We start from the raw sequence: 18,452 nt of genomic DNA, 5'->3' as shown, positions 1-18,452 counted from the left end.
AAATATAATGACCTTTGACGAATATGAAGTAGCGATAAATAGTGAATTTACTTTGCTCGGTACGATTACTAAAACGAAAGCTGACGGGAAGTATGTAGCTGTTGTCATTATTGCTGGATCTGGAGAAATTGATCGTGATGGAATGATAGTGCCGCTAAAGCTTGAATCGAATATATATAAAGATTTAGCACATGTAATGGCGAGACTTGGAGTAGTGACGCTCCGCTTTGATAAGCGCGGAGTAGGAAAGAGTGAAGGGGAATTTCAGAAGACTGGAATGTGGGATTTAGTTAGTGACATAGAGGCTACGATTACGTATTTAAAGGAACAATCATTTGTTGATCCGGAAAATATCATTTTAGCTGGTCATAGTGAAGGGTGTATGTTAGCGACAGTAGTAAACGCAAGAACACCAGTTAATGGGCTCATACTTCTTACAGGGGCTGCGGAATCATTAGAAGAAGCTACTAAAAGACAAAGAGAGATTATTTATAAAGAGTTAAAAGAGCAAAAAGGAATAAAAGGAAAGTTAATGCGTCTTCTCAATATTGAGAAACGGGGAGAAAAGCAGGCGCAAAAAGCAACAGAGAAAATGATAAACTCCAAAAAAGATATTGTTAAAATTGGTTTTAAGCCAATGAATTCAAAATGGTTTAGAGAGCACTTTCAGCATGACATTTATAAAGATTTAATGAAAGTAAAATGTCCAGTATTAGCAATTGCTGGTGATAAAGACTTTCAGGCGAATCCAGAAAAAGCGAAGAGAATTGGTGATTATGTGCAAGGTGATTCTGAAGTATATGTAATAAAAAATATGGATCATACCTTAAAATGTTTTGAAGGTGATTTTAAAGCGTTGGAATTTAAAAAGATTTATGCGGAAGGTGCAGATAAGCCGCTTCATCCAAAGCTAGAAGAAATTATTGTGAATTGGATGGATACGCATTTTATTTCGCAATATGCGGGCAGTAAGACTCTCAGCTCAATATTAGGCGAAGGTGAGGAAGTTGGAAAGGAGAGTAATTGTCTGTAAAAGATCGGTTGTTGTAGGTTGATCTAGTTTAGTATATGGGTTATAAGTTTTTTATCGTCGTTTTCCATTTTGAAATGGAAAATACTAATGATTTAAGTTTTAAAAACGAACATTTTTATTATTTTTATTAAAAATGTTCATTTTTAGATTGCGTGTACACTAATAGTTTGTTATATTACCAATATAATAATTTTAAATAACATCACTCGTATATACTCGGTAATATGGTCCGAGCGTTTCTACCTAGTTCCCAATGAAAGAACTGGACTACGGGTTAAAGTATTCGGTCGTTAGTTGTATTGAGCCGCTACCGATCTATAATTTAGCAATGGCCTCATCTTTTGCTTAATTAACTTTGACTACCGTAGTTCTAGAAAGTAGAGATTCTTCTACAATTTCTAGAGCTTTTTTCTTTGGACCAAAACATCGAGTATAGAAAACAACAAGAGAAAGAGGAGAGATTATTTATGAAGAAAAATCTGTTGAAAAAATATGGTGCCCTAGCAACTACTATCGCATTATCATTCTCAATACTTGCAGGATGTAATGCTAGTCCAAAACAAGTAGCTGAGGCGAAAAGCAATCAAAACCCTATCTTAATTCAAGGCCCAATGCCAATAGAAGCTGAAAAATTTGCAAAAAGGTTAAAAAATGTGAAAGAAGAAAAATCTGGGAGTTTTGTATTTTATAAAGGAACTGTAGACAATTATCCTGTAATCGTTGCGAAAACAGGTAAAGGAATGGAAAATACAGCAGCCGCTACAGCAGTGGCTATTGAAAAATATAAGCCTAAGGCGATTATTAACCAAGGAACATCAGGTGGACACGATCCTAATTTAAATGTATTTGATATTGTGTTAGGAAAACAAGTCGCGAATATAGGTTCACTAAAAACAACAAATATGAATGAGAACCAAGGAATTGAACCGGAAAAATGGATATCTATGGACCTGATGGCTTCTGAAGGGAGTGCAGGAGAAGATCCAAATGCTGAGAAAATCCGATACTACGAGGGAGATAAGGGCTTACTTGCAGCAGCGAATGCGGTAAAAGACACATATACAAAAGGTAAAGTAGTGGAAGGTACGATTGGTTCAGCAGATGTTTGGAATAATGAAGTTGATAGAATTAAATGGTTCCATACAAAATACGGTACATCTGTTGAAGAAATGGAAGGCGCTGCCGCAGCGCAAATCGCCAAAGCGTATGACGTACCATTTTTAGGGATTCGCGTATTATCTAACAATAAAACAAACGGCGGAAAATACAACCCAAACACAGCAGCGGCAAATCAAGAATATGTATATGAAGTAGTTAAAAAGTATATAGATTCGATGCCAAATAAATAGTAGTAGTTCTGTCCAAATATAAAAATGTTATCATTACTGCACAATGTGTTATGAACTCAGAATTACCAAAGTTTCTTTAATTAAAATAGATTGGTGCCTTACATGGTATCCAATCTATTTTTGTATTTATTCTTCAGAGGAAGAAGGGGTTTACACAAAAAAATAAAGACAATTATAGAAAAAGGAAAAGTCGAACTATCATCTTAATTTTTATTCAAAATGTTTTTTGAACGATTTATCGAATATGCATAATTGCATGAAAAAAATTGAAATTTATAAGTTAACATTAAACTACTTTTTAATTGTAAAGAATATTTTAATAACCTTTACTAGAGAAGGATATTTCTTGTGAAAAGTGAAATTGCTTGAAAAGTAGATAAATCAAAAGTGTGGAAATGATACAGACCCAATAGAGTTTTGTATTAAATAAAAAGAAAAGGGTGGGTATGGCTTTCTAAAAGTTTTTGGGGGTTAGAAAGCATTTTTTAGTTAATAGTTTCAAATTATATTTTAAAGGGGAAATGGGTATATGAAGTTCCGAAACACAAAACTTGCTATGGTTACACTATCTTCTTTTTTTATTTTAGGTTCTGCATCTCTATCATTTACAGATATCATACATGGTGAAGTAGTTTCTGCTTCTCCACAAGTAGATACGTTTTCAGCACAAGAGATTACTGTGAAAAACTATGACGATACATATTATAATAATGCAATAGGAAAAACGGGTTTAGAATTAAAGAAGGAACTTCATAATATTATTGATGATCATACAAAGTTATCATACAGTGCGGTTTGGGAAGCACTAAGAGATACTGATGAAGATCCAAATAATAAAAACAATGTGATACTCTTATATACTGGGCGTTCGCAAGGAAAACTTACGAATGGTTCAGGAATTGATAACTGGAACCGAGAGCATGTTTGGGCAAAATCACACGGTGATTTTGGAACGGCTGCAGGACCAGGAACAGATTTGCATCATTTAAGAGCGACAGATGTATCTGTAAATAGTTCACGTGGAAATCTGGATTTTGATAATGGTGGTATGAACCATTCGGAAGCGACAGAATGTAAATATGATAGTGATTCTTGGGAACCTCGTGATAGTGTAAAAGGAGATATTGCTAGAATGCTGTTTTACATGGCTGTTCGTTATGAAGGAGACAACGGCGAAATAGACTTAGAATTAAATGAAAAGGTGAATAACAATAAAGATCCATACATGGGCAAACTATCCGTTTTACTAAAATGGAATGAACAAGACCCTGTAGATGATTTAGAGCGAAAGCGTAATGAAGTGATTTTTACGAAATATCAACATAATCGTAATCCTTTTATTGATCATCCGGAATGGGTAAATAAAATTTGGAATTAAAATATTTAAAGGTATTTTACTTTGAGAGAAGGGATTGATCACTATGATCAATCCCTGTTTATATCTATACTAGAATAAGTGATTTTTATAGGATTGGAGAATAGAATAGATATTTTATTAAGTTAAGTATAATATGAGTCTTTTAATACGGTCCCCATTCAATATTCACACCAACAATAAGAAAAATAAGTCCAATGATAAACCAAATGAATGCAAGTGGAGCCATAAATCGAATCCATTTTCCGTAAGAAATGCCGCTCGCTGCGAGAACGCCCATTAAAACACCGGAAGTTGGATTGAGGCAGTTCACTACACCTTCTCCAAGCATAACAGCCTGTACTGTAACTTGGCGTGTAATGTGCATGAAATCGGCTAATGGAGCCAATATCGGAATGAAAATAACAGATTCTCCTGTTCCGGATGAAATGAGGAAATGTAATGCGGCACTACTTACATACATACCGATAACGCCAAATACAGGGCTATGTCCTTCGAGAGACTGTGCTAGCTGATTAACAATTGTATCAAGTAATTTGCCTTGTTCTAAAATGACTGAAATACAACGAGCCATTCCGACGATCAAAGCACCGTATATGAGATTTTGGCAACCTGATAGAAAAGTAGAAGCAATATCGTTTGCTTTCATACCACCTATTATTCCCGCTGTAATTGCTATGAATATAAAAGTAGCGGTCATTTCTGCGTCCGTCCAATGTAGACGAAAAGCGCCTATTAAAAATGCAATTAATGATAAAGCTGAAACGAGTAAAATTAATTTATGACGTATTGTCCAAGGAACTTCTGTTTTCTCTGTTTCTTTCTCACTTGAAAGAGCATTACTTGGAAACCAGTTATCTCCGAGTATGCTTCCTTTATTCGATTTTTTTAAGCGTTTTACATACCAATTAATATACAAAATGGTAGCAATTAAAAAAGAGATATAGATTGCCGTACGTAAACCAATTCCTGAAAACATCGGGAGTTCTGCGATTTTTTGTGAAATGCCTAAAGGTGAGGGAGATAAAATAGTAGCATTAAAACCAGCATAAGTGCCTAAATAAATAATTGCTACGCCGACGATAGCGTCCCATTTTAATGTGCGTGCAACTATGATGCCGATGGGGATAAAGCCGATAACTGAGTTCACGATAATACCAGTCGTTCCGAGAATAGAAAAGAGTGCGGCGACAATACAAATGAAAAGTAATTGCTGATTCCGAAATTTGTTAATTACATGATAGATTAAGCCGTCAAGAGCACCTGTTTTTTCAAGAATTGCAATGGCTCCACCTGTAAATAAAATTAAGAAGATGATAGGAGCAGCAAGTGTCATTCCTTTTTCAATAGCGGTAAAAAAAGAAACAAACCCTACCGGCGATTGTGGAACAGAATGATAACTTCCTGGTATTGTCGTTGTAACAGTACCGTTTGTGACTCTTTTAAATTCTCCAGCAGGAACGAAATATGTAGCTATTGCACAAAGTAAAGCAATAAAAAATAGTAGTACGTACGCGTCAGGCATTTTAAACTTTCGTTTACTAGGCTGTTTTTTTGCCTCGGTCTGTAATTGCATAAAACCCCTCCTTTTTCACTTAGTTAATTTTTAATATTCTGAAATTTATCTGTGGAATAGATTATAATAAAGGTGGCTTCTTAAGGCAATAGTTTTTCTGTCCTTTTCTTACACATACAAATTATTGCAACATTAGACAGGGAAACGAAAAAAATCCAAGAATATGTAATATAAAAAGAAAAGAGGGAACGAGATGTGGAAAACTACGGATCTATGTGATGAATTTGAAAAGGAATTACAAATATGTCGCCAGTCTTTTCAGTCGTTTGGGAAGAAGGAACAATTCTATGGGAAAATCGCAACGGTAAAAGTGAAGGATGATAATGTACTAGTAAAAGAGGGGTTACAAACACTGCCGGAAGGTACAGTATTAGTTGTTGATGGCGGAGCTTCTAAAAATTGTGCGTTACTCGGTGATAATTTGGCAGCTATTGCGGAAGAAAGAAACTTAGCAGGAATTATTGTAAATGGGTATGTTCGTGATTCTAGTGAATTAAAAAATATTAATATTGGTATTGTAGCGTTAGGGACAATGCCAAATAGAAGTGTAAAAGAAGGAAAAGGAGAAAGAAATATTCCGGTGCAATTTGGTGAAGTTGAATGGAAGCCGAATGAATATGTTTATGTAGATGAAGATGGGATTATTGTTAGTGATAAAAGCTTACATAGTGAGGGATGACTTCTATTAATGAAAGCTTATTAAGCTATTATTCTTAGAAAATAAATCTGATAAAGCATGGACAAAAATCTTTGTCAATAGTAAAATAATACAGAAAATCAAAATTTGCAGAATGTATAGGTTTATCGTTTTACGATAACTGAAATGGAAGTAAGTAGTGCCTAGAAAAGTGAATGTTATCACAATGGTGCGTTCATAAACGAAATTATTTTTCCTATACAAATATAGCCGCGAATAATGCGGGTAGGAGGTGTTGTGCATTTTGTTCGACACTTACAAAAAGAGAGTGTCAATCACACGCCCTTAAAGGGTCTTTTTTTGTGTAAATGTTAGTAAGGGGAGGGAATTTTGGAATGGCAATGTTAAAGAAATGGCTGCTTACATCATTAATGGCAGTGGCACTTGTATTTGTCTCTTTTGCGAATACAGTACATATTACGTTTGCTGAAGGAAAGACAGCGAAACTTGCAATTATTGGTGAATCACAAAAAGGAATTATGTTATGTCCAAAAGAAGTTTCGATTGAAGATGGAGAAACAGCTTTTAGTTTGTTGCAAAAAGTCATGGGTGACAAAGTAATATCTGAAAGCATGTCATTTGGAACGTATATAAAGGGCATCGACGGATTAATGGCCGGAGCAACGAGCGGTTGGTTGTATGATGTAAATGACAAATCTGCAGAAGTTGGGGCAGATAGTTATAAATTAGAGTCTGGGGATGTTGTTGCATTTCGTTACGTTGCGGACTGGAGTAATATGAGTCAAGAAACGTTGCAACAAACGTTAGATAAATTTGGCACTTGTAAAACTGTAGAAGAGCCAAAGACAGAGGAACCGAAACCAGAAGAACCGAAAACAGAAAAACCAGATGGTAAAACAGAGGAACCAAAACCAGAAGAACCGAAAACAGAAAAACCAGACGGTAAAACAGAAGAACCAAAACCAGAAGATAAAACAGAAAAACCAGAAGATAAAACAACAGAACAACCAAAGCAAGAGAAAGTTGAAATTCCAGCAGCACAATTAAATGAAGCAATTTCTAAAACGTCAGAAAAGATGTTACAAGATGGAATTGGTAGTGATTGGGTTGCGATTGGACTTGCTCGTTCAGGTGTAAATATTCCACTTGAAACGAAAATAAACTATGTTCAGCCAGTAGCTGAAAAGGTTAAGAAGCGTTTAAATCGTTTTTCAGCAACAGATTTAGCTAGAACGATTATTATGATGAATGCAATGAATGTAGATCCTACAAAGGTAGAGGGACAAAATTTAGTGCAAAATTTATTTGAATCAGATAAAGTGAATTCTGTTACAGGATATGCATTTACATTACTTGCATTAGATACAAAGAAATATGAGGTTCCGGCCGAAGCGAAATGGAATCGAGCTACTTTAGTACAAGCACTTTTAAACACGCAGCATACAGATGGTGGCTGGACGTATGATAGTTCAAGTAGTAAAGAAAGTGCTAGTAACGTTGATGTAACAAGTATGGTATTAGCAGCATTAGCTCCTTATCAAGATCAAACGGATGTAAAGCCAGCTATCCAAAAAGCTGTTGATTATTTATACAAGCAGCAGCTAAGTAATGGTGGTTTTGCCGCTGATGGACAAGAGAATTCTAATAGTACTGCACAAGCAATTATTGGACTATCGCTAGTTAAAGATGTAGATCACGATCGTCTTAATAAAGCAGTACAAAATGTAATGTCATACCAGCTTCCAAATGGTGAGTTCAAATGGTTACCGAGTGATCAAAAAGGTAGCGGAATGGCTACAGAGCAAGTATTTTTAGCGTTACTTCAGTTTAAAGATCTTGGAAAATCGATTTATGATTGGTCAAATGTAGTAGAGAATGAAATCGATACGAAACCAATTGTAGAGCCAGAGACAACTGTAGAAGAAAAAGAAGTTGTAGAACAGCCGAAACAACAAGAAGAGTTACAAAAACAACCAAAAGATGAAAATCTAAAAGTTGTTGTAGATAACGAACGAGTTAATAAAGAAACAAACAAGAATAAGAATCAATTACCACAAACAGGAGCAACTTCTCATAGTGCAGCTACACAAGTAGGTATGGGTGTATTATGTATCGCTTCTGCATATGTATTATGGAGACGTAAAGCAGCTTAACAAAAATTAGGAGCAATCATTTGCTCCTAATTTTATTATAAAAGTGAGGCCTAATAATGAGTGGGGATGAACAAAATCTCCACTTATTAAAGTTTCACTTTAATAAGAAAGGTGAGGGACAGCATGAGTAAGATGAAATGGTTCATTTCTTTAATTCTTTCATTGGGATTATTAGCCGGATGTGAAGAAACGGCTGTAAAGCCTGAGAAGAAGGTAGAACCGAAGCAAGAAGAGCAAAAAGAAGTAGCGAAACAGGAAGAACAAAAAGATGTACCGAAACCGGAAGAGAAACAAGCTGAACCGGAACAGAAACCACAAGAAGAGCAGAAAGATAAACAAGAACAAAAAGTAGAAGAGAAACAAAAAGAAGAAAAAGCGCAGGAACAACCTGAAGTAAAGAAAGAAGAGAAACCAAAGGAACAGCCTGCTGCAAATAAACAACCGGAACAAAAAGTACAAGAAGAGAAACCACAGCCGCCGAAAGCTCCAGAAGTAAAAGAAGAAGCAAAGGTTGTTAATCAACCGAAAGAAACACCAAAGCAGGAGCAAAAGGAAGATCCGAATAAAGAGGAGAAAACGATACCGACTCCGGCAGTACCAACTCCTGAACCACCAAAACCAAAACCAGTACCAGTACCAGTACCGAAACCGCAAGCGAAACAAGTTACTATCTCCGTAAAAGGAAATGAAGGATACTTATTAGGTGCGAAAAAGGTTGATGTACAAGAAGGCGACACTGTTTATAGTGTGCTAACGGGCACAGGATTAGATGTTGATGCGAGTGGATCTAAAGGTGATGTTTACGTAAAAGGTATTGAAAATTTATATGAAAAAGATGTAAATGATAATAGCGGATGGAAATATCGTGTGAACGGATCGTTTCCAAACCGTAGTGCTGGTGTAGTTACAGTTAAACCAGGAGATACAGTTGAATGGGTGTATGTATACTAAATTAAGAAAGGATCTTCGGTAAAGGACTATGAAAATAAGTTTTTCTTCTTTACATCCTTTTGTGAATTTTTTCTATTATATTGGGGTGATGATACTATGCATGATGTGTCTTCATCCTCTTTTTTTAATTGGAGCGATTATACTAATAGTAATTTTAAATATAGTACAAGGGAATGGCGGGAAAATAAGAAAGATGCTACCTAGTACTATCGTGTTCTTTTTAATGGTTATTTTATTTAACTCTTTATTAACACATAGAGGAGCGACTACGTTATTTCATTTAGGAGATAGCCGGATTAAGCTTGAGGCCTGTATGTATGGACTTGTTATGGGGTTATTATTAGTTGCGATTATGTTTACGTTTTCTTCTTATAACGATATTATTTCGAGTCATAAATTTTTATATTTATTTTCAAGAATTTCACCGAAAGTAGCATTGTTAACGATGATTACAGTGAGGTTTGTTCCTTTGTTTATTAGGCGGTTAAAGAAAATTACACTCGTCCAAAAAACGAAAGGTGTACAATTAGATTCAGGTTCACTCATTGAGCGTATAAAAAATGGGATGAAATTACTGCAAGTGTTATTAGTTTGTTCGTTAGAAGATGCACTACAAACAGCAGATTCTATGCAAGCTCGTGGGTTTGGTGTAATGAAGCGTACGACTTATATTCGGTATAGAATGGAAAGACGCGATTGGTACACGCTAAGTTATTTAAGTATTCTATTTATAGCCTCATTCATATTTAGTTATTATGGCGGAGGGAAATTGATTATCTATCCGAAAGTGGAATCAATACTGTTCCAGCAATACGATGGAGTTATGTTTTTATTATTTATGATGTTTGTTAGTTTACCAATTATGATGGAAGGAAGGGAATGGATATGGTGGCGCATGCAGAAATAAAGAATTTATCATTTATATATGCTGATGAAAATGAAGAAGCGTTACAGCATATTTCTCTTTCTATTCAAAATGGAGAATTTATAGTACTTGCTGGTGGTTCAGGTTCTGGGAAGACAACTTTATTAAAGCATTTTAAAAAGGAGTTACTTCCAATTGGCACGCGTTCTGGGCATACATATTACGATGGTGCTTTATTAGAAGATGTACCAGATTTATTATCCGCACAAGAAATTGGTATGGTATTTCAAAACCCAGAAAATCAGCTCGTAATGGATACAGTTATTCAAGAACTAGCATTTTCTTTGGGAAATATTGGGTTACCATCACATATTATTCAAAAAAGAATAGCAGAACTCATTAGCTTTTTAGGATTTCAAGATTTATTGCACCAATCTGTTCATACGTTATCTGGTGGTCAAAAACAACTAGTAAATTTAGCAGCAGTATTAGTCATGCAGCCGAAGCTACTATTACTGGATGAACCGACAGCGCAGCTAGATCCGATTGCTGCAAAAGAGTTTTTAGGATTGTTAAAACGTATTAATGAAGAACTTGGAATTACGATAGTTTTAAGTGAACATCGTTTAGATGAAGTTATACCGCTCGCAACACGCGTTATTTGTATGGATAATGGCAGAATCATTTATGATGGTACTTCTAAAAGTGTGATAGCGAACATGTGGGAAGTAGAAAAGTTCCATCCATTTATTCCGCAAATTCCAAGATTGTTTTTAGAGTGGAATGTAGAAGATATTCCGTTTACAGTACGAGAAGCGCAAATGAAAATGAATGATTTTTCAGCGATATCCTATAGGAATGGGCAAGTAGAACAATGTGAAAAGCAAGAAGTAATTTTAAGTGCAGAACATATATCTTTTCAATATGAGAAAAATAGTCCACTTATTTTACGAGATTTAACAGTGAACATCGAAAAAGGAAAATGGACAGCTCTAGTTGGGAAAAACGGAACTGGGAAGTCTACACTGTTAACGATTTTAGCAGGATTGCAAAAAGCTAGAAGAGGTAAGGTAAAGTGGAATGGAAAAGTGATACATAAAATTGATTCGAAAGAACGATTTAAAAGTATCGGGTATGTATCACAGCATCCGTATTATCATTTTACATTTGATACAGTGTGGGAAGAGGTTTATGAGCGTGCGCGTGAATTATATGGCGAAGAGGGAAAAGTAATAGCAGAAGAAATGTTGGAAAAGTTCTGGTTACATTCGCTTAAAGAGCGCCATCCGCATGATTGTAGCGGCGGGGAGCAACAACTACTTGCATTATGTACAACGTTATTATCAAAGCCAACTTTATTATTACTCGATGAGCCGACAAAGGGGCTAGATCCATGGAAAAAGGAAAGAGTAGGAGAGCTGTTTAAACAGTTGCAAAAAGAAGGTACAACAATTGTAATGGCAACGCACGATATTGAGTTTGCAGCAAAATATGTAGATCAATGCATGATGTTATTTGATGGGAAAGTTATTATGAATGATGCACCGAAAGAGTTCTTTAGTGGTAACTTCTTTTATACAACATCTATTAATCGATTTATCCGTAAAGAGTTACCGTTTGCATTAACGTGGGAGGATGTGTACGAAGCGTGTCCAAACGATATGTTGCATTTATAATTTGTATTTTTACAGTAATAATAGGCACATTACTCTTTACTACACTTATCATGGATGGATATTACATGTTAAGTAGTTTGTTTTTATTAGCTGTTATTATGTTACCTTTCTACGTCCGTTTTGAAAGGAAGGCGTTTGTTTCACGTGAAATTGTTATCGTTGCTGTGTTAGCGGCAATTGCAGCGGTTAGCCGGGTGCCATTTTCGATATTACCGAGTGTACAACCGACTTCTTTTGTTATTATCGTTTCTGCAATTGTATTTGGGAGCGAAACTGGTTTTATGATTGGGGCAACGGCAGCTATCGTGTCTAACATCTTTTTAGGTCAAGGTCCGTGGACGCCGTGGCAAATGTTCTCTTGGGGCATGATCGGTTTTATAGCAGGATTACTCCGAAATACATTTTTGATGAAAAAACTATGGGGAAGATTGTTGTACGGATTCGTCGTTGGATTTCTATTTGGATGGATTATGAATTTTTGGGGTCTTCTCGGTTTTATACAGGAGGCAACGTGGGAAACTGTCATTGCGTACTATGCCGCAAGTTTTTCATTCGATCTTAGTCATGCGATATCGAATGTTATTTTCCTTCTGCTATTTAGTACGTCATGGATTACGATCCTCACAAGATTTAAAAAGAAATACGGTATATTAGATGAGCATAACGTGACATAGAAAAGCATACTCATATAAGGTAGGGTCGCGACTTACATATTCGTTTGCCTCTTTCATGCTTCTTACATATTGTAAGGAGCATTTTTTTATTGTAAAAGTGTCAAAGAATAGATGTAATATGTCTTCGTTTTCATATGATGTTATTTGTATAATAGTAGGTGAGAATTATTTTCAAGAGGGGGGTGTATAGTTAATGAAGTTAGTTATTCCGAAGCAGCATGGAGCATGGGCCATGCTTGTTATACCATTTCTATTAAGTATCATACTTGGGAAACCTACTATTTATCATATCCCGCTGTTTTTTGCCTGGTTCTTTATCTATCTCGCTACGTATCCATTTCTCATGTACATAAGGCAAAGACGAAAAAAAGAGTTTTTACACGCTGCAATTGTGTATTCTATCACTGCATTTGTATTTGGGATGATTTCTTTATTATATGAATGGAGAATTCTTTTATTCGCAGTATTAATGATTCCATTGTTTATTGTAAATATGTATTACGCTCGTCAAAAAAATGAACGAGCATTACTAAATGATATTTGTGCGATTATAGTGTTTTGTATAGGTGGTTTAATCAGTTATTATTTTTCAATGAAGCAAATCGATAAAACAGCAGTATTCATTGCGCTTATTTCATTTTTGTATTTTTTAGGAAGTACGTTTTATGTGAAAACAATGATTCGTGAGAAAAATAATCCGAAGTATCGTCTCATATCTTGGGGGTATCATATTGTATTGACGGCAATTGTATTTGCTATCAATCCATGGTGTTCTCTTATATTCGTACCAAGTGTCATTCGAGCAATTATATTGTATGGCAAAAAAATTTCTATATTAAAAGTAGGGGTTTTAGAAATTGTTAATTCTGTATATTTTTTAATCATAACGGCAATAATAATGAAGTATGCCATTTGAAAAAACTTCCCATCTATTGATGGGAAGTTTTCAATCTTGTTCTAAAATGTGAACGGTATAATCACATCTTTGCAATGCTTGCTCTACGGCGTAAAGGGATTGTTCAATACGTGCGCGATTAAAATCTTTTTCAACTGTTTGTAGTGCTTCTTCTAAACAATTTTTTGCTTCTTTTAATGATTGAAAAGAATCTTGTACATATCCGCGGGCATTTTGATACATTTCATAGTCCTCCTTTTTTACTCATATACATGTAGTATGAACGCTGAGGAGAAAAATATAATTTGTTATATTTATTTGACAATTAAAATGAAATTACGTATAGTTTATTATAAAGTGAATATTTTCTTATCCAGAGAGGTGGAGGGACTGGCCCGATGAAACCCAGCAACCGCGATGCAGGTGCTAATTCCAGCAGAACATTTTTGTTCTGGGAGATAAGACGAAGATATACGTAACTTCTTCTTATCGGAGAGGTTTTTTTGTTGCAAAAAAACCGATTACGAAAACATATAATAAGAAGAAAGGGGTTGCGAAGTACTGTGACACTCGAAAAATACGTAAAACTGCGTAGTACAGTTTATGAATATATGATAGAGCAAGATAAGCCAATATCATTGTTAGATATTCAAGAACATATCGTTTCGCATCATGAAGGAAAATTCACGAAAAAAATGTTACATCAATTTTATTTATCGAGATTATTAGATGAACTCAAACTGGATGGGAAAATTACTTTAGCTGATGATGAATATCGCTTTACTGAAAAAGGGGTATTTTATAAAGCGGGAAAAGGGAGCTAGGCTCTCTTTTTTTCTTGAAATAACGAAGTATGTAGAGTAAAAGACTGCTAAAGCAGCCTGATACAAGGGAATGGTGTTGAGTGTGTAGTGTCAAAGATTGAATGTGCCTGAAAGAGGCACTTCATTATCGGCTGCAAATGAAAAGAGACACCTTCGCCGAATAGGTGTCAGTCGTTTTGTCATGTAGACTCGCTACTTGACAGTAATTAGAATAACATGCAGGGTTTTTGAAGTCAAAAGGGAATTAAAGGAAGGAGTGTTGTTATGTACGCTTACTTATTAAAAGATATAACGAAATGGATTCCAAAGTACATTATGGATAAAGGTTATGAATATTATGAAGCTGGACATGTAGAAGATGTTGAAATACAAGACAAGAAAGTAGTTGCTTTTGTTACTGGAAATGCGGGAAACTATGAAGTGATCATTGACCTTACTGATTTTACAAAAAGTAGCTGCGAGTGTCCGTATGAAAACTATTGTAAGCATATGGCGGCAGTTGTGTATGATATTCAAGGTGCTGGTGAGAGTACAGTAAAAGACCAACTGAAAGGCTTAGAAAAAGAAGAGTTACTAACAGTACTAAATCGTTTGTTACAAAGTTCGAAAAATGTCCAAATCGTAGAGAAGATGTTAAAGAAAGGGTAGATTTAACTGTAGAGGGGAGTTGCTTTGTAGTGAACGTACTAATTATATACGCTCACCCTAGTCCTTCAAGTTTTAATGCGGCGATTTTAGAGCATGTGCAAAAAGGACTTGGGGAAACAAATCATTCTGTTACGTTACTTGATTTATATAAAGAACAATTTGATCCAGTGCTTGTATTTAATGAAGAGAAAAAAAGACGGGATTTACTATATGAAGAAGAGACGAAGCGATATAGAGATTTAGTGAAAGCGGCGGATACTCTTCTTTTCATATATCCGATATGGTGGTGGGGCATGCCTGCTATTTTAAAAGGATTTATCGATCGTATTTTTGTAGCTGGATTTGCTTATAAATATGAAGGAGCCCTGCCGAAAGGTTTATTGAAAGGAAAGAAAGCATGGGTTATTAATACGTTAGACTCACCGTTATGGTACGTGGCACTATTATATCGATCAGCGGATTGGATTATGATGAAACGAGGTGTTTTACGTTTTTGCGGCATTCGCGATATAAAACGGTCTGTTTTTCAATCTGTGAAAACGAGTAAACTAGAGAAGCGGGAAAAGTGGTTATTACAAATAGAAGAAAAGGTTCGTACATTATGAATGAACTTGATCGTATTATAAATTGTTGTCAGTATGATAATGAACTTTTTCGGACGTATATTACATGTTTACTTCAATTGAAAAAATGTAGTGAAACGTTTCAGCAAATGAAGATTCAATTAAGAAATGATTACTTAATAAGAGGGATTTGTGAAAGAGAAGTTGATGAGGTAGTACGGGGAAGTAAAGAATATGAAACGTATTGTCTTCCTAAAGCGTTACAGTGGAATTTCTTGAGGGGAAATCCACATCTGATTGAAAAAGTATGTGAAGATTTTTTTGCATTTGCGGCATTAAATCTTACGGAGATAGAGTGGAAGACGATTATAAATTGCATGGGAAATAAAGTGAAACTTTAATTAGTGGGGGGTTCCCTCCCACTGATTATTAGCCTTCACCAATCGGGCATTTACGGGCAGTTGATCTCCCGCCTAACTGCTTTGCTTCAGGTGGATATATAAGGTGGGAGTTTACTGCCCAAGAATAGCGGGGTAAATGAATTATTATATAAAAAAGCTAGTATAAAACTAGCTTTTCGTTTAAATAAATAAGAAACACAGACTAATGATAAATCCTGCATAAAGTAAATTAACAACACAAAATCCCATAATATCACGAGCGCCTAAACCAGCTATCGCTAATGCCGGTAATGCCCAAAAAGGTTGAATTAAATTTGTCCAAGCATCGCCCCATGCAATTGCCATCGCTGTTTTCGCAGCAGGTACACCAAGTTCAGCGCCAGCTGGAATCATAATTGGTGCTTGCACTGCCCATTGGCCGCCTCCAGATGGAACGAAAATATTAACAATTCCAGCACTTAAAAATGTAAAGAGCGGGAATGTGGTTTCATTTGAAATGCTAATAAAGAAAGTAGAAATGGCTCCCCCAAGCGAAAGCCCTTCACTATTTGCTCCAATCATCATGCCCATAATTCCAGCATAGAACGGAAACTGAAGTAAAATACCAGAAGCGCTCTTTGTTGAGTCAGAGAAAGCGCGAATATATTGAATCGGAGTACGGTGGAAAATAAGACCCGCAATCAATAACATAAAAATAACGATATCAAGTGTAAGGTTAAAGCCTTTCGTACTAAAATAGTTAAAAATATAAATAAGACCTAATAATCCAATGCAAAGTGTAATAATCATACTATTTTCCATTTTTTCAGCAAATGTTTTTTGTCCTACTTCTTGAGCTGCAGCTTCTTCATGGAATACACTTGGATCCACTGTAATCGTATGTTTTTCATCCGGATGCATTGCTTTATTAATGAGAGGCATCGTAATTAAAAAGATAATAACTGGAACGAGAGCGTATGGTGAGAATAAAGTTTCTGTTATTGGAATCGCTTCTTTAATACTTCCAGCCGTCGTTTTGATTAAAGTTTCGCCGCCTGTTGCTAACGTAAGAGGGATAGAAGCAGAAAGGCCTGCATGCCAAATGAGAAATCCAGAGTAAGAAGAAGCGATTGCTAACCTATAATCTAATCCTTCTAACTGTCTTGCCACTTCTTTTGCATATAACACAGAGACAACAATACCAAATCCCCAGTTTATGTATGCTCCTAGTAAACTTACAATTGAAATTGCGATAATACCTTGGCCATTCGTTTTCGGTAGTTTCGCTGCTTTCGTTAACCCTTTTTTAATAAGTGGGGCATTTGCTAAAGCAGATCCTGTCACGAGTACAAGTGCCATTTGCATAGAAAAGGCGAGAAGTCCCCAAATTCCATTGCCCCAGTGCGTAATCATTTCTACCGGTGTTTGGTGCGTGGCAAACATGCCGAAGAAGATAACGAAAACAGTTAATAAACATGATAAAATAAACGGTTCTGGCAAGAAACGCTGCACAAGGGCAACACATCCATTTGTAAATGAACGAAACAAAATAGATCAACCTCCTTATGTATGTTTATCCCGCTATTTGCGGGCTAATAATCAGTGGGGGATGAACAAAGCCCCACGCTGATTAAAGTTTCACTGTATTACAATATTCGAGGTTGTTTGAGTAATACCTTTCAATATATAGAAAATTCAGATATTTAATAGTTGGTTTTCGTAATGAATAGGTAGATTGATAGTCTATGTTGAAATGTTATTTCATTTTGAACTGAAATTGAAAACAATGCTCTATATACAAGGGAAAGAGGTGGTCATAGATGAATATGTCCATCAGATTAAAGTTGATGTAAGAGCCGGATTATTGAAGAAGGATATTAGCTATTTTTAACGAATTTTGAATTACAAACAAACTTTATCAAAAGTGGTGAGATAATATAGAGAATAAAACAAATTTCTTTTTGGATATGAAAATGGAAAAATATATAGTTAGCAAGCTTCGAAGTGCCGGTTGTGTTTTTGCAGAAGATGAGACCCGGTTACTTATGTCAGAGGCACTAACTCCAGAGGACCTTATGAAAATGGTAGAAATGCGAGTCAACGGTTTACCTCTGGAATACGTTGTTGGATACACGGAGTTTTGTGGTCTACGAATAGAAGTGGATCGAGGCGTTTTTGTACCGCGTAAACGTACCGAGTTCCTTGTTCATCAAACAGAGGCTCTGTCACGTTCTAGCGATATCATTGTTGATCTATGTTGTGGATCAGGTGCTGTGGGTGCCGCACTGGCATCAGCTTTGGGACGAGTTGAATTATATTCTGTTGACATTGACCCTATCGCAGTACAATGCGCTAGCCGTAATGTAACGAATTTTGGCGGTCATGCTTTTGAAGGTGACTTGTATAAAGCTCTACCAGACTCACTTAAGGGCCATGTAAATATCCTAGTCGCGAACGTACCTTATGTTCCTACCGAAATAATAAAGTTTCTCCCCCGGGAGGCACGCCTACATGAACCAAATGTGACGCTTGACGGAGGTGAGGATGGTCTTAACATTCTGCGAAGAGTCGCAGAAGAAGCTTTACTCTGGTTAGCTTTGGATGGACATCTTTTGATAGAGGCGAGCGAAGTTCAGGCACCTCAGGCCTGTGAAATCTTTGCTGCTGCTGGGCTTAGCGCAAAAGTGGCTAGAAACAAGGAAATGGACGCTACTGTCATTATCGGTTCTAATTCTAGCTTTTGAGTAAATAAGCACTATTCAATGAATATAATCATTTTGATAATCAATCTCTACAAGGGGTAGAATCAGGGAACTACGGATTTACAACACT

18 protein-coding genes and 2 riboswitches are annotated in these 18,452 nt (G+C 35.9%); of the genes, 15 read left to right on the top strand and 3 right to left on the bottom strand.

All coding sequences use genetic code 11. From position 1 onward, the window contains the following. The first annotated feature begins 7 nt into the window (after nucleotides 1-7). The 3 genes from BAU23_RS25535 (at nucleotide 8) to BAU23_RS25525 (ending at nucleotide 3,760) form a co-directional block, all read left to right on the top strand. Nucleotides 8-1,033 (top strand): alpha/beta hydrolase family protein, encoded by a 1,026-nt coding sequence (locus tag BAU23_RS25535; RefSeq protein WP_071735418.1) that lies wholly within the window; start codon nucleotides 8-10, stop codon nucleotides 1,031-1,033. A gap of 186 nt (nucleotides 1,034-1,219) precedes the next feature. Further along, nucleotides 1,220-1,323: riboswitch (purine riboswitch) on the top strand. 177 nt (nucleotides 1,324-1,500) lie between these two features. Continuing rightward, nucleotides 1,501-2,382: a 5'-methylthioadenosine/S-adenosylhomocysteine nucleosidase gene (locus BAU23_RS25530; RefSeq protein ID WP_000739901.1), complete on the top strand. Its 882-nt coding sequence runs from the start codon at nucleotides 1,501-1,503 to the stop codon at nucleotides 2,380-2,382. A gap of 529 nt (nucleotides 2,383-2,911) precedes the next feature. After that, nucleotides 2,912-3,760 carry an endonuclease I family protein gene (locus tag BAU23_RS25525; RefSeq protein WP_071735416.1) on the top strand — a complete coding sequence of 283 codons (849 nt, stop codon included), beginning with the start codon at nucleotides 2,912-2,914 and terminating at the stop codon, nucleotides 3,758-3,760. 142 nt (nucleotides 3,761-3,902) lie between these two features. Here BAU23_RS25525 and BAU23_RS25520 read toward each other — a convergent pair whose 3' ends face one another. Continuing rightward, nucleotides 3,903-5,333 (bottom strand): YfcC family protein, encoded by a 1,431-nt coding sequence (locus BAU23_RS25520; protein ID WP_071735414.1) that lies wholly within the window; start codon nucleotides 5,331-5,333, stop codon nucleotides 3,903-3,905. Nucleotides 5,334-5,526: 193 nt separating this feature from the next. Between BAU23_RS25520 and rraA the strand changes: the two genes are divergently transcribed. The 7 genes from rraA (at nucleotide 5,527) to BAU23_RS25485 (ending at nucleotide 13,226) form a co-directional block, all read left to right on the top strand. Beyond that, a complete protein-coding gene (rraA, locus tag BAU23_RS25515; RefSeq protein ID WP_000266029.1) occupies nucleotides 5,527-6,012 on the top strand; it encodes a ribonuclease E activity regulator RraA in 486 nt (161 codons plus the stop codon). Nucleotides 6,013-6,365: 353 nt separating this feature from the next. Next, nucleotides 6,366-8,144: a DUF4430 domain-containing protein gene (locus BAU23_RS25510; RefSeq protein ID WP_071735412.1), complete on the top strand. Its 1,779-nt coding sequence runs from the start codon at nucleotides 6,366-6,368 to the stop codon at nucleotides 8,142-8,144. A gap of 123 nt (nucleotides 8,145-8,267) precedes the next feature. Further along, nucleotides 8,268-9,095 carry a DUF4430 domain-containing protein gene (locus BAU23_RS25505; protein ID WP_071735410.1) on the top strand — a complete coding sequence of 276 codons (828 nt, stop codon included), beginning with the start codon at nucleotides 8,268-8,270 and terminating at the stop codon, nucleotides 9,093-9,095. A gap of 28 nt (nucleotides 9,096-9,123) precedes the next feature. Continuing rightward, the gene (locus tag BAU23_RS25500) at nucleotides 9,124-10,002 is read left to right on the top strand and encodes an energy-coupling factor transporter transmembrane component T (protein ID WP_016129915.1); all 879 of its coding nucleotides are present in this window, start codon (nucleotides 9,124-9,126) and stop codon (nucleotides 10,000-10,002) included. Further along, nucleotides 9,975-11,636 carry an ABC transporter ATP-binding protein gene (locus tag BAU23_RS25495; RefSeq protein ID WP_071735408.1) on the top strand — a complete coding sequence of 554 codons (1,662 nt, stop codon included), beginning with the start codon at nucleotides 9,975-9,977 and terminating at the stop codon, nucleotides 11,634-11,636. The genes BAU23_RS25500 and BAU23_RS25495 overlap by 28 nt, the downstream gene beginning before the upstream one ends. Then, nucleotides 11,609-12,310, top strand: a complete 702-nt coding sequence (locus BAU23_RS25490; RefSeq protein ID WP_000044912.1) for an ECF transporter S component — start codon at nucleotides 11,609-11,611, stop codon at nucleotides 12,308-12,310. Before BAU23_RS25495 ends, BAU23_RS25490 begins: the two co-directional genes overlap by 28 nt. A 193-nt stretch (nucleotides 12,311-12,503) precedes the next feature. Continuing rightward, on the top strand, nucleotides 12,504-13,226 hold the full coding sequence (locus BAU23_RS25485; RefSeq protein ID WP_071735406.1) for a YwiC-like family protein: 723 nt from the start codon (nucleotides 12,504-12,506) through the stop codon (nucleotides 13,224-13,226). 30 nt (nucleotides 13,227-13,256) lie between these two features. Here BAU23_RS25485 and BAU23_RS25480 read toward each other — a convergent pair whose 3' ends face one another. After that, on the bottom strand, nucleotides 13,257-13,448 hold the full coding sequence (locus tag BAU23_RS25480) for a hypothetical protein (RefSeq protein WP_000284539.1): 192 nt from the start codon (nucleotides 13,446-13,448) through the stop codon (nucleotides 13,257-13,259). Nucleotides 13,449-13,571: 123 nt separating this feature from the next. Next, nucleotides 13,572-13,670: riboswitch (SAM riboswitch) on the top strand. 38 nt (nucleotides 13,671-13,708) lie between these two features. Here BAU23_RS25480 and BAU23_RS25475 point away from each other — a divergent pair. The 4 genes from BAU23_RS25475 (at nucleotide 13,709) to BAU23_RS25460 (ending at nucleotide 15,641) form a co-directional block, all read left to right on the top strand. After that, nucleotides 13,709-14,029, top strand: coding sequence for a hypothetical protein (locus BAU23_RS25475; protein ID WP_002094492.1), 321 nt, complete (start codon nucleotides 13,709-13,711; stop codon nucleotides 14,027-14,029). 264 nt (nucleotides 14,030-14,293) lie between these two features. Then, a complete protein-coding gene (locus tag BAU23_RS25470) occupies nucleotides 14,294-14,677 on the top strand; it encodes an SWIM zinc finger family protein (RefSeq protein ID WP_000271519.1) in 384 nt (127 codons plus the stop codon). Between the two features lie 29 nt (nucleotides 14,678-14,706). Then, nucleotides 14,707-15,282 (top strand): NAD(P)H-dependent oxidoreductase, encoded by a 576-nt coding sequence (locus BAU23_RS25465; protein ID WP_016129912.1) that lies wholly within the window; start codon nucleotides 14,707-14,709, stop codon nucleotides 15,280-15,282. Then, nucleotides 15,279-15,641 carry a hypothetical protein gene (locus BAU23_RS25460; protein ID WP_001003776.1) on the top strand — a complete coding sequence of 121 codons (363 nt, stop codon included), beginning with the start codon at nucleotides 15,279-15,281 and terminating at the stop codon, nucleotides 15,639-15,641. Before BAU23_RS25465 ends, BAU23_RS25460 begins: the two co-directional genes overlap by 4 nt. Before the next feature lie 180 nt (nucleotides 15,642-15,821). Here BAU23_RS25460 and BAU23_RS25455 read toward each other — a convergent pair whose 3' ends face one another. After that, the gene (locus tag BAU23_RS25455) at nucleotides 15,822-17,168 is read right to left on the bottom strand and encodes a short-chain fatty acid transporter (RefSeq protein WP_000490043.1); all 1,347 of its coding nucleotides are present in this window, start codon (nucleotides 17,166-17,168) and stop codon (nucleotides 15,822-15,824) included. 425 nt (nucleotides 17,169-17,593) lie between these two features. Here BAU23_RS25455 and BAU23_RS25450 point away from each other — a divergent pair, with 425 nt between their 5' ends. Next, nucleotides 17,594-18,364, top strand: coding sequence for a putative protein N(5)-glutamine methyltransferase (locus tag BAU23_RS25450; RefSeq protein WP_033657020.1), 771 nt, complete (start codon nucleotides 17,594-17,596; stop codon nucleotides 18,362-18,364). Nucleotides 18,365-18,452: the final 88 nt, after the last annotated feature.

Source organism: Bacillus nitratireducens (assembly GCF_001884135.1).
In the GTDB taxonomy this organism is placed as follows: Bacteria; Bacillota; Bacilli; order Bacillales; family Bacillaceae_G; genus Bacillus_A; species Bacillus_A nitratireducens.
This window is presented reverse-complemented; position numbering and strand designations above follow the sequence as displayed.

Coding starts and splice junctions, on each gene's coding strand:
- BAU23_RS25470 (WP_000271519.1), top strand. CDS start 14,294: ATGTACGCTTACTTATTAAAAGATATAACGAAATGGATTCCAAAGTAC.
- BAU23_RS25495 (WP_071735408.1), top strand. CDS start 9,975: ATGGATATGGTGGCGCATGCAGAAATAAAGAATTTATCATTTATATAT.
- rraA (WP_000266029.1), top strand. CDS start 5,527: ATGTGGAAAACTACGGATCTATGTGATGAATTTGAAAAGGAATTACAA.
- BAU23_RS25500 (WP_016129915.1), top strand. CDS start 9,124: ATGAAAATAAGTTTTTCTTCTTTACATCCTTTTGTGAATTTTTTCTAT.
- BAU23_RS25505 (WP_071735410.1), top strand. CDS start 8,268: ATGAGTAAGATGAAATGGTTCATTTCTTTAATTCTTTCATTGGGATTA.
- BAU23_RS25520 (WP_071735414.1), bottom strand. CDS start 5,333: ATGCAATTACAGACCGAGGCAAAAAAACAGCCTAGTAAACGAAAGTTT.
- BAU23_RS25480 (WP_000284539.1), bottom strand. CDS start 13,448: ATGTATCAAAATGCCCGCGGATATGTACAAGATTCTTTTCAATCATTA.
- BAU23_RS25485 (WP_071735406.1), top strand. CDS start 12,504: ATGAAGTTAGTTATTCCGAAGCAGCATGGAGCATGGGCCATGCTTGTT.
- BAU23_RS25525 (WP_071735416.1), top strand. CDS start 2,912: ATGAAGTTCCGAAACACAAAACTTGCTATGGTTACACTATCTTCTTTT.
- BAU23_RS25450 (WP_033657020.1), top strand. CDS start 17,594: ATGGAAAAATATATAGTTAGCAAGCTTCGAAGTGCCGGTTGTGTTTTT.
- BAU23_RS25535 (WP_071735418.1), top strand. CDS start 8: ATGACCTTTGACGAATATGAAGTAGCGATAAATAGTGAATTTACTTTG.
- BAU23_RS25460 (WP_001003776.1), top strand. CDS start 15,279: ATGAATGAACTTGATCGTATTATAAATTGTTGTCAGTATGATAATGAA.
- BAU23_RS25530 (WP_000739901.1), top strand. CDS start 1,501: ATGAAGAAAAATCTGTTGAAAAAATATGGTGCCCTAGCAACTACTATC.
- BAU23_RS25510 (WP_071735412.1), top strand. CDS start 6,366: ATGGCAATGTTAAAGAAATGGCTGCTTACATCATTAATGGCAGTGGCA.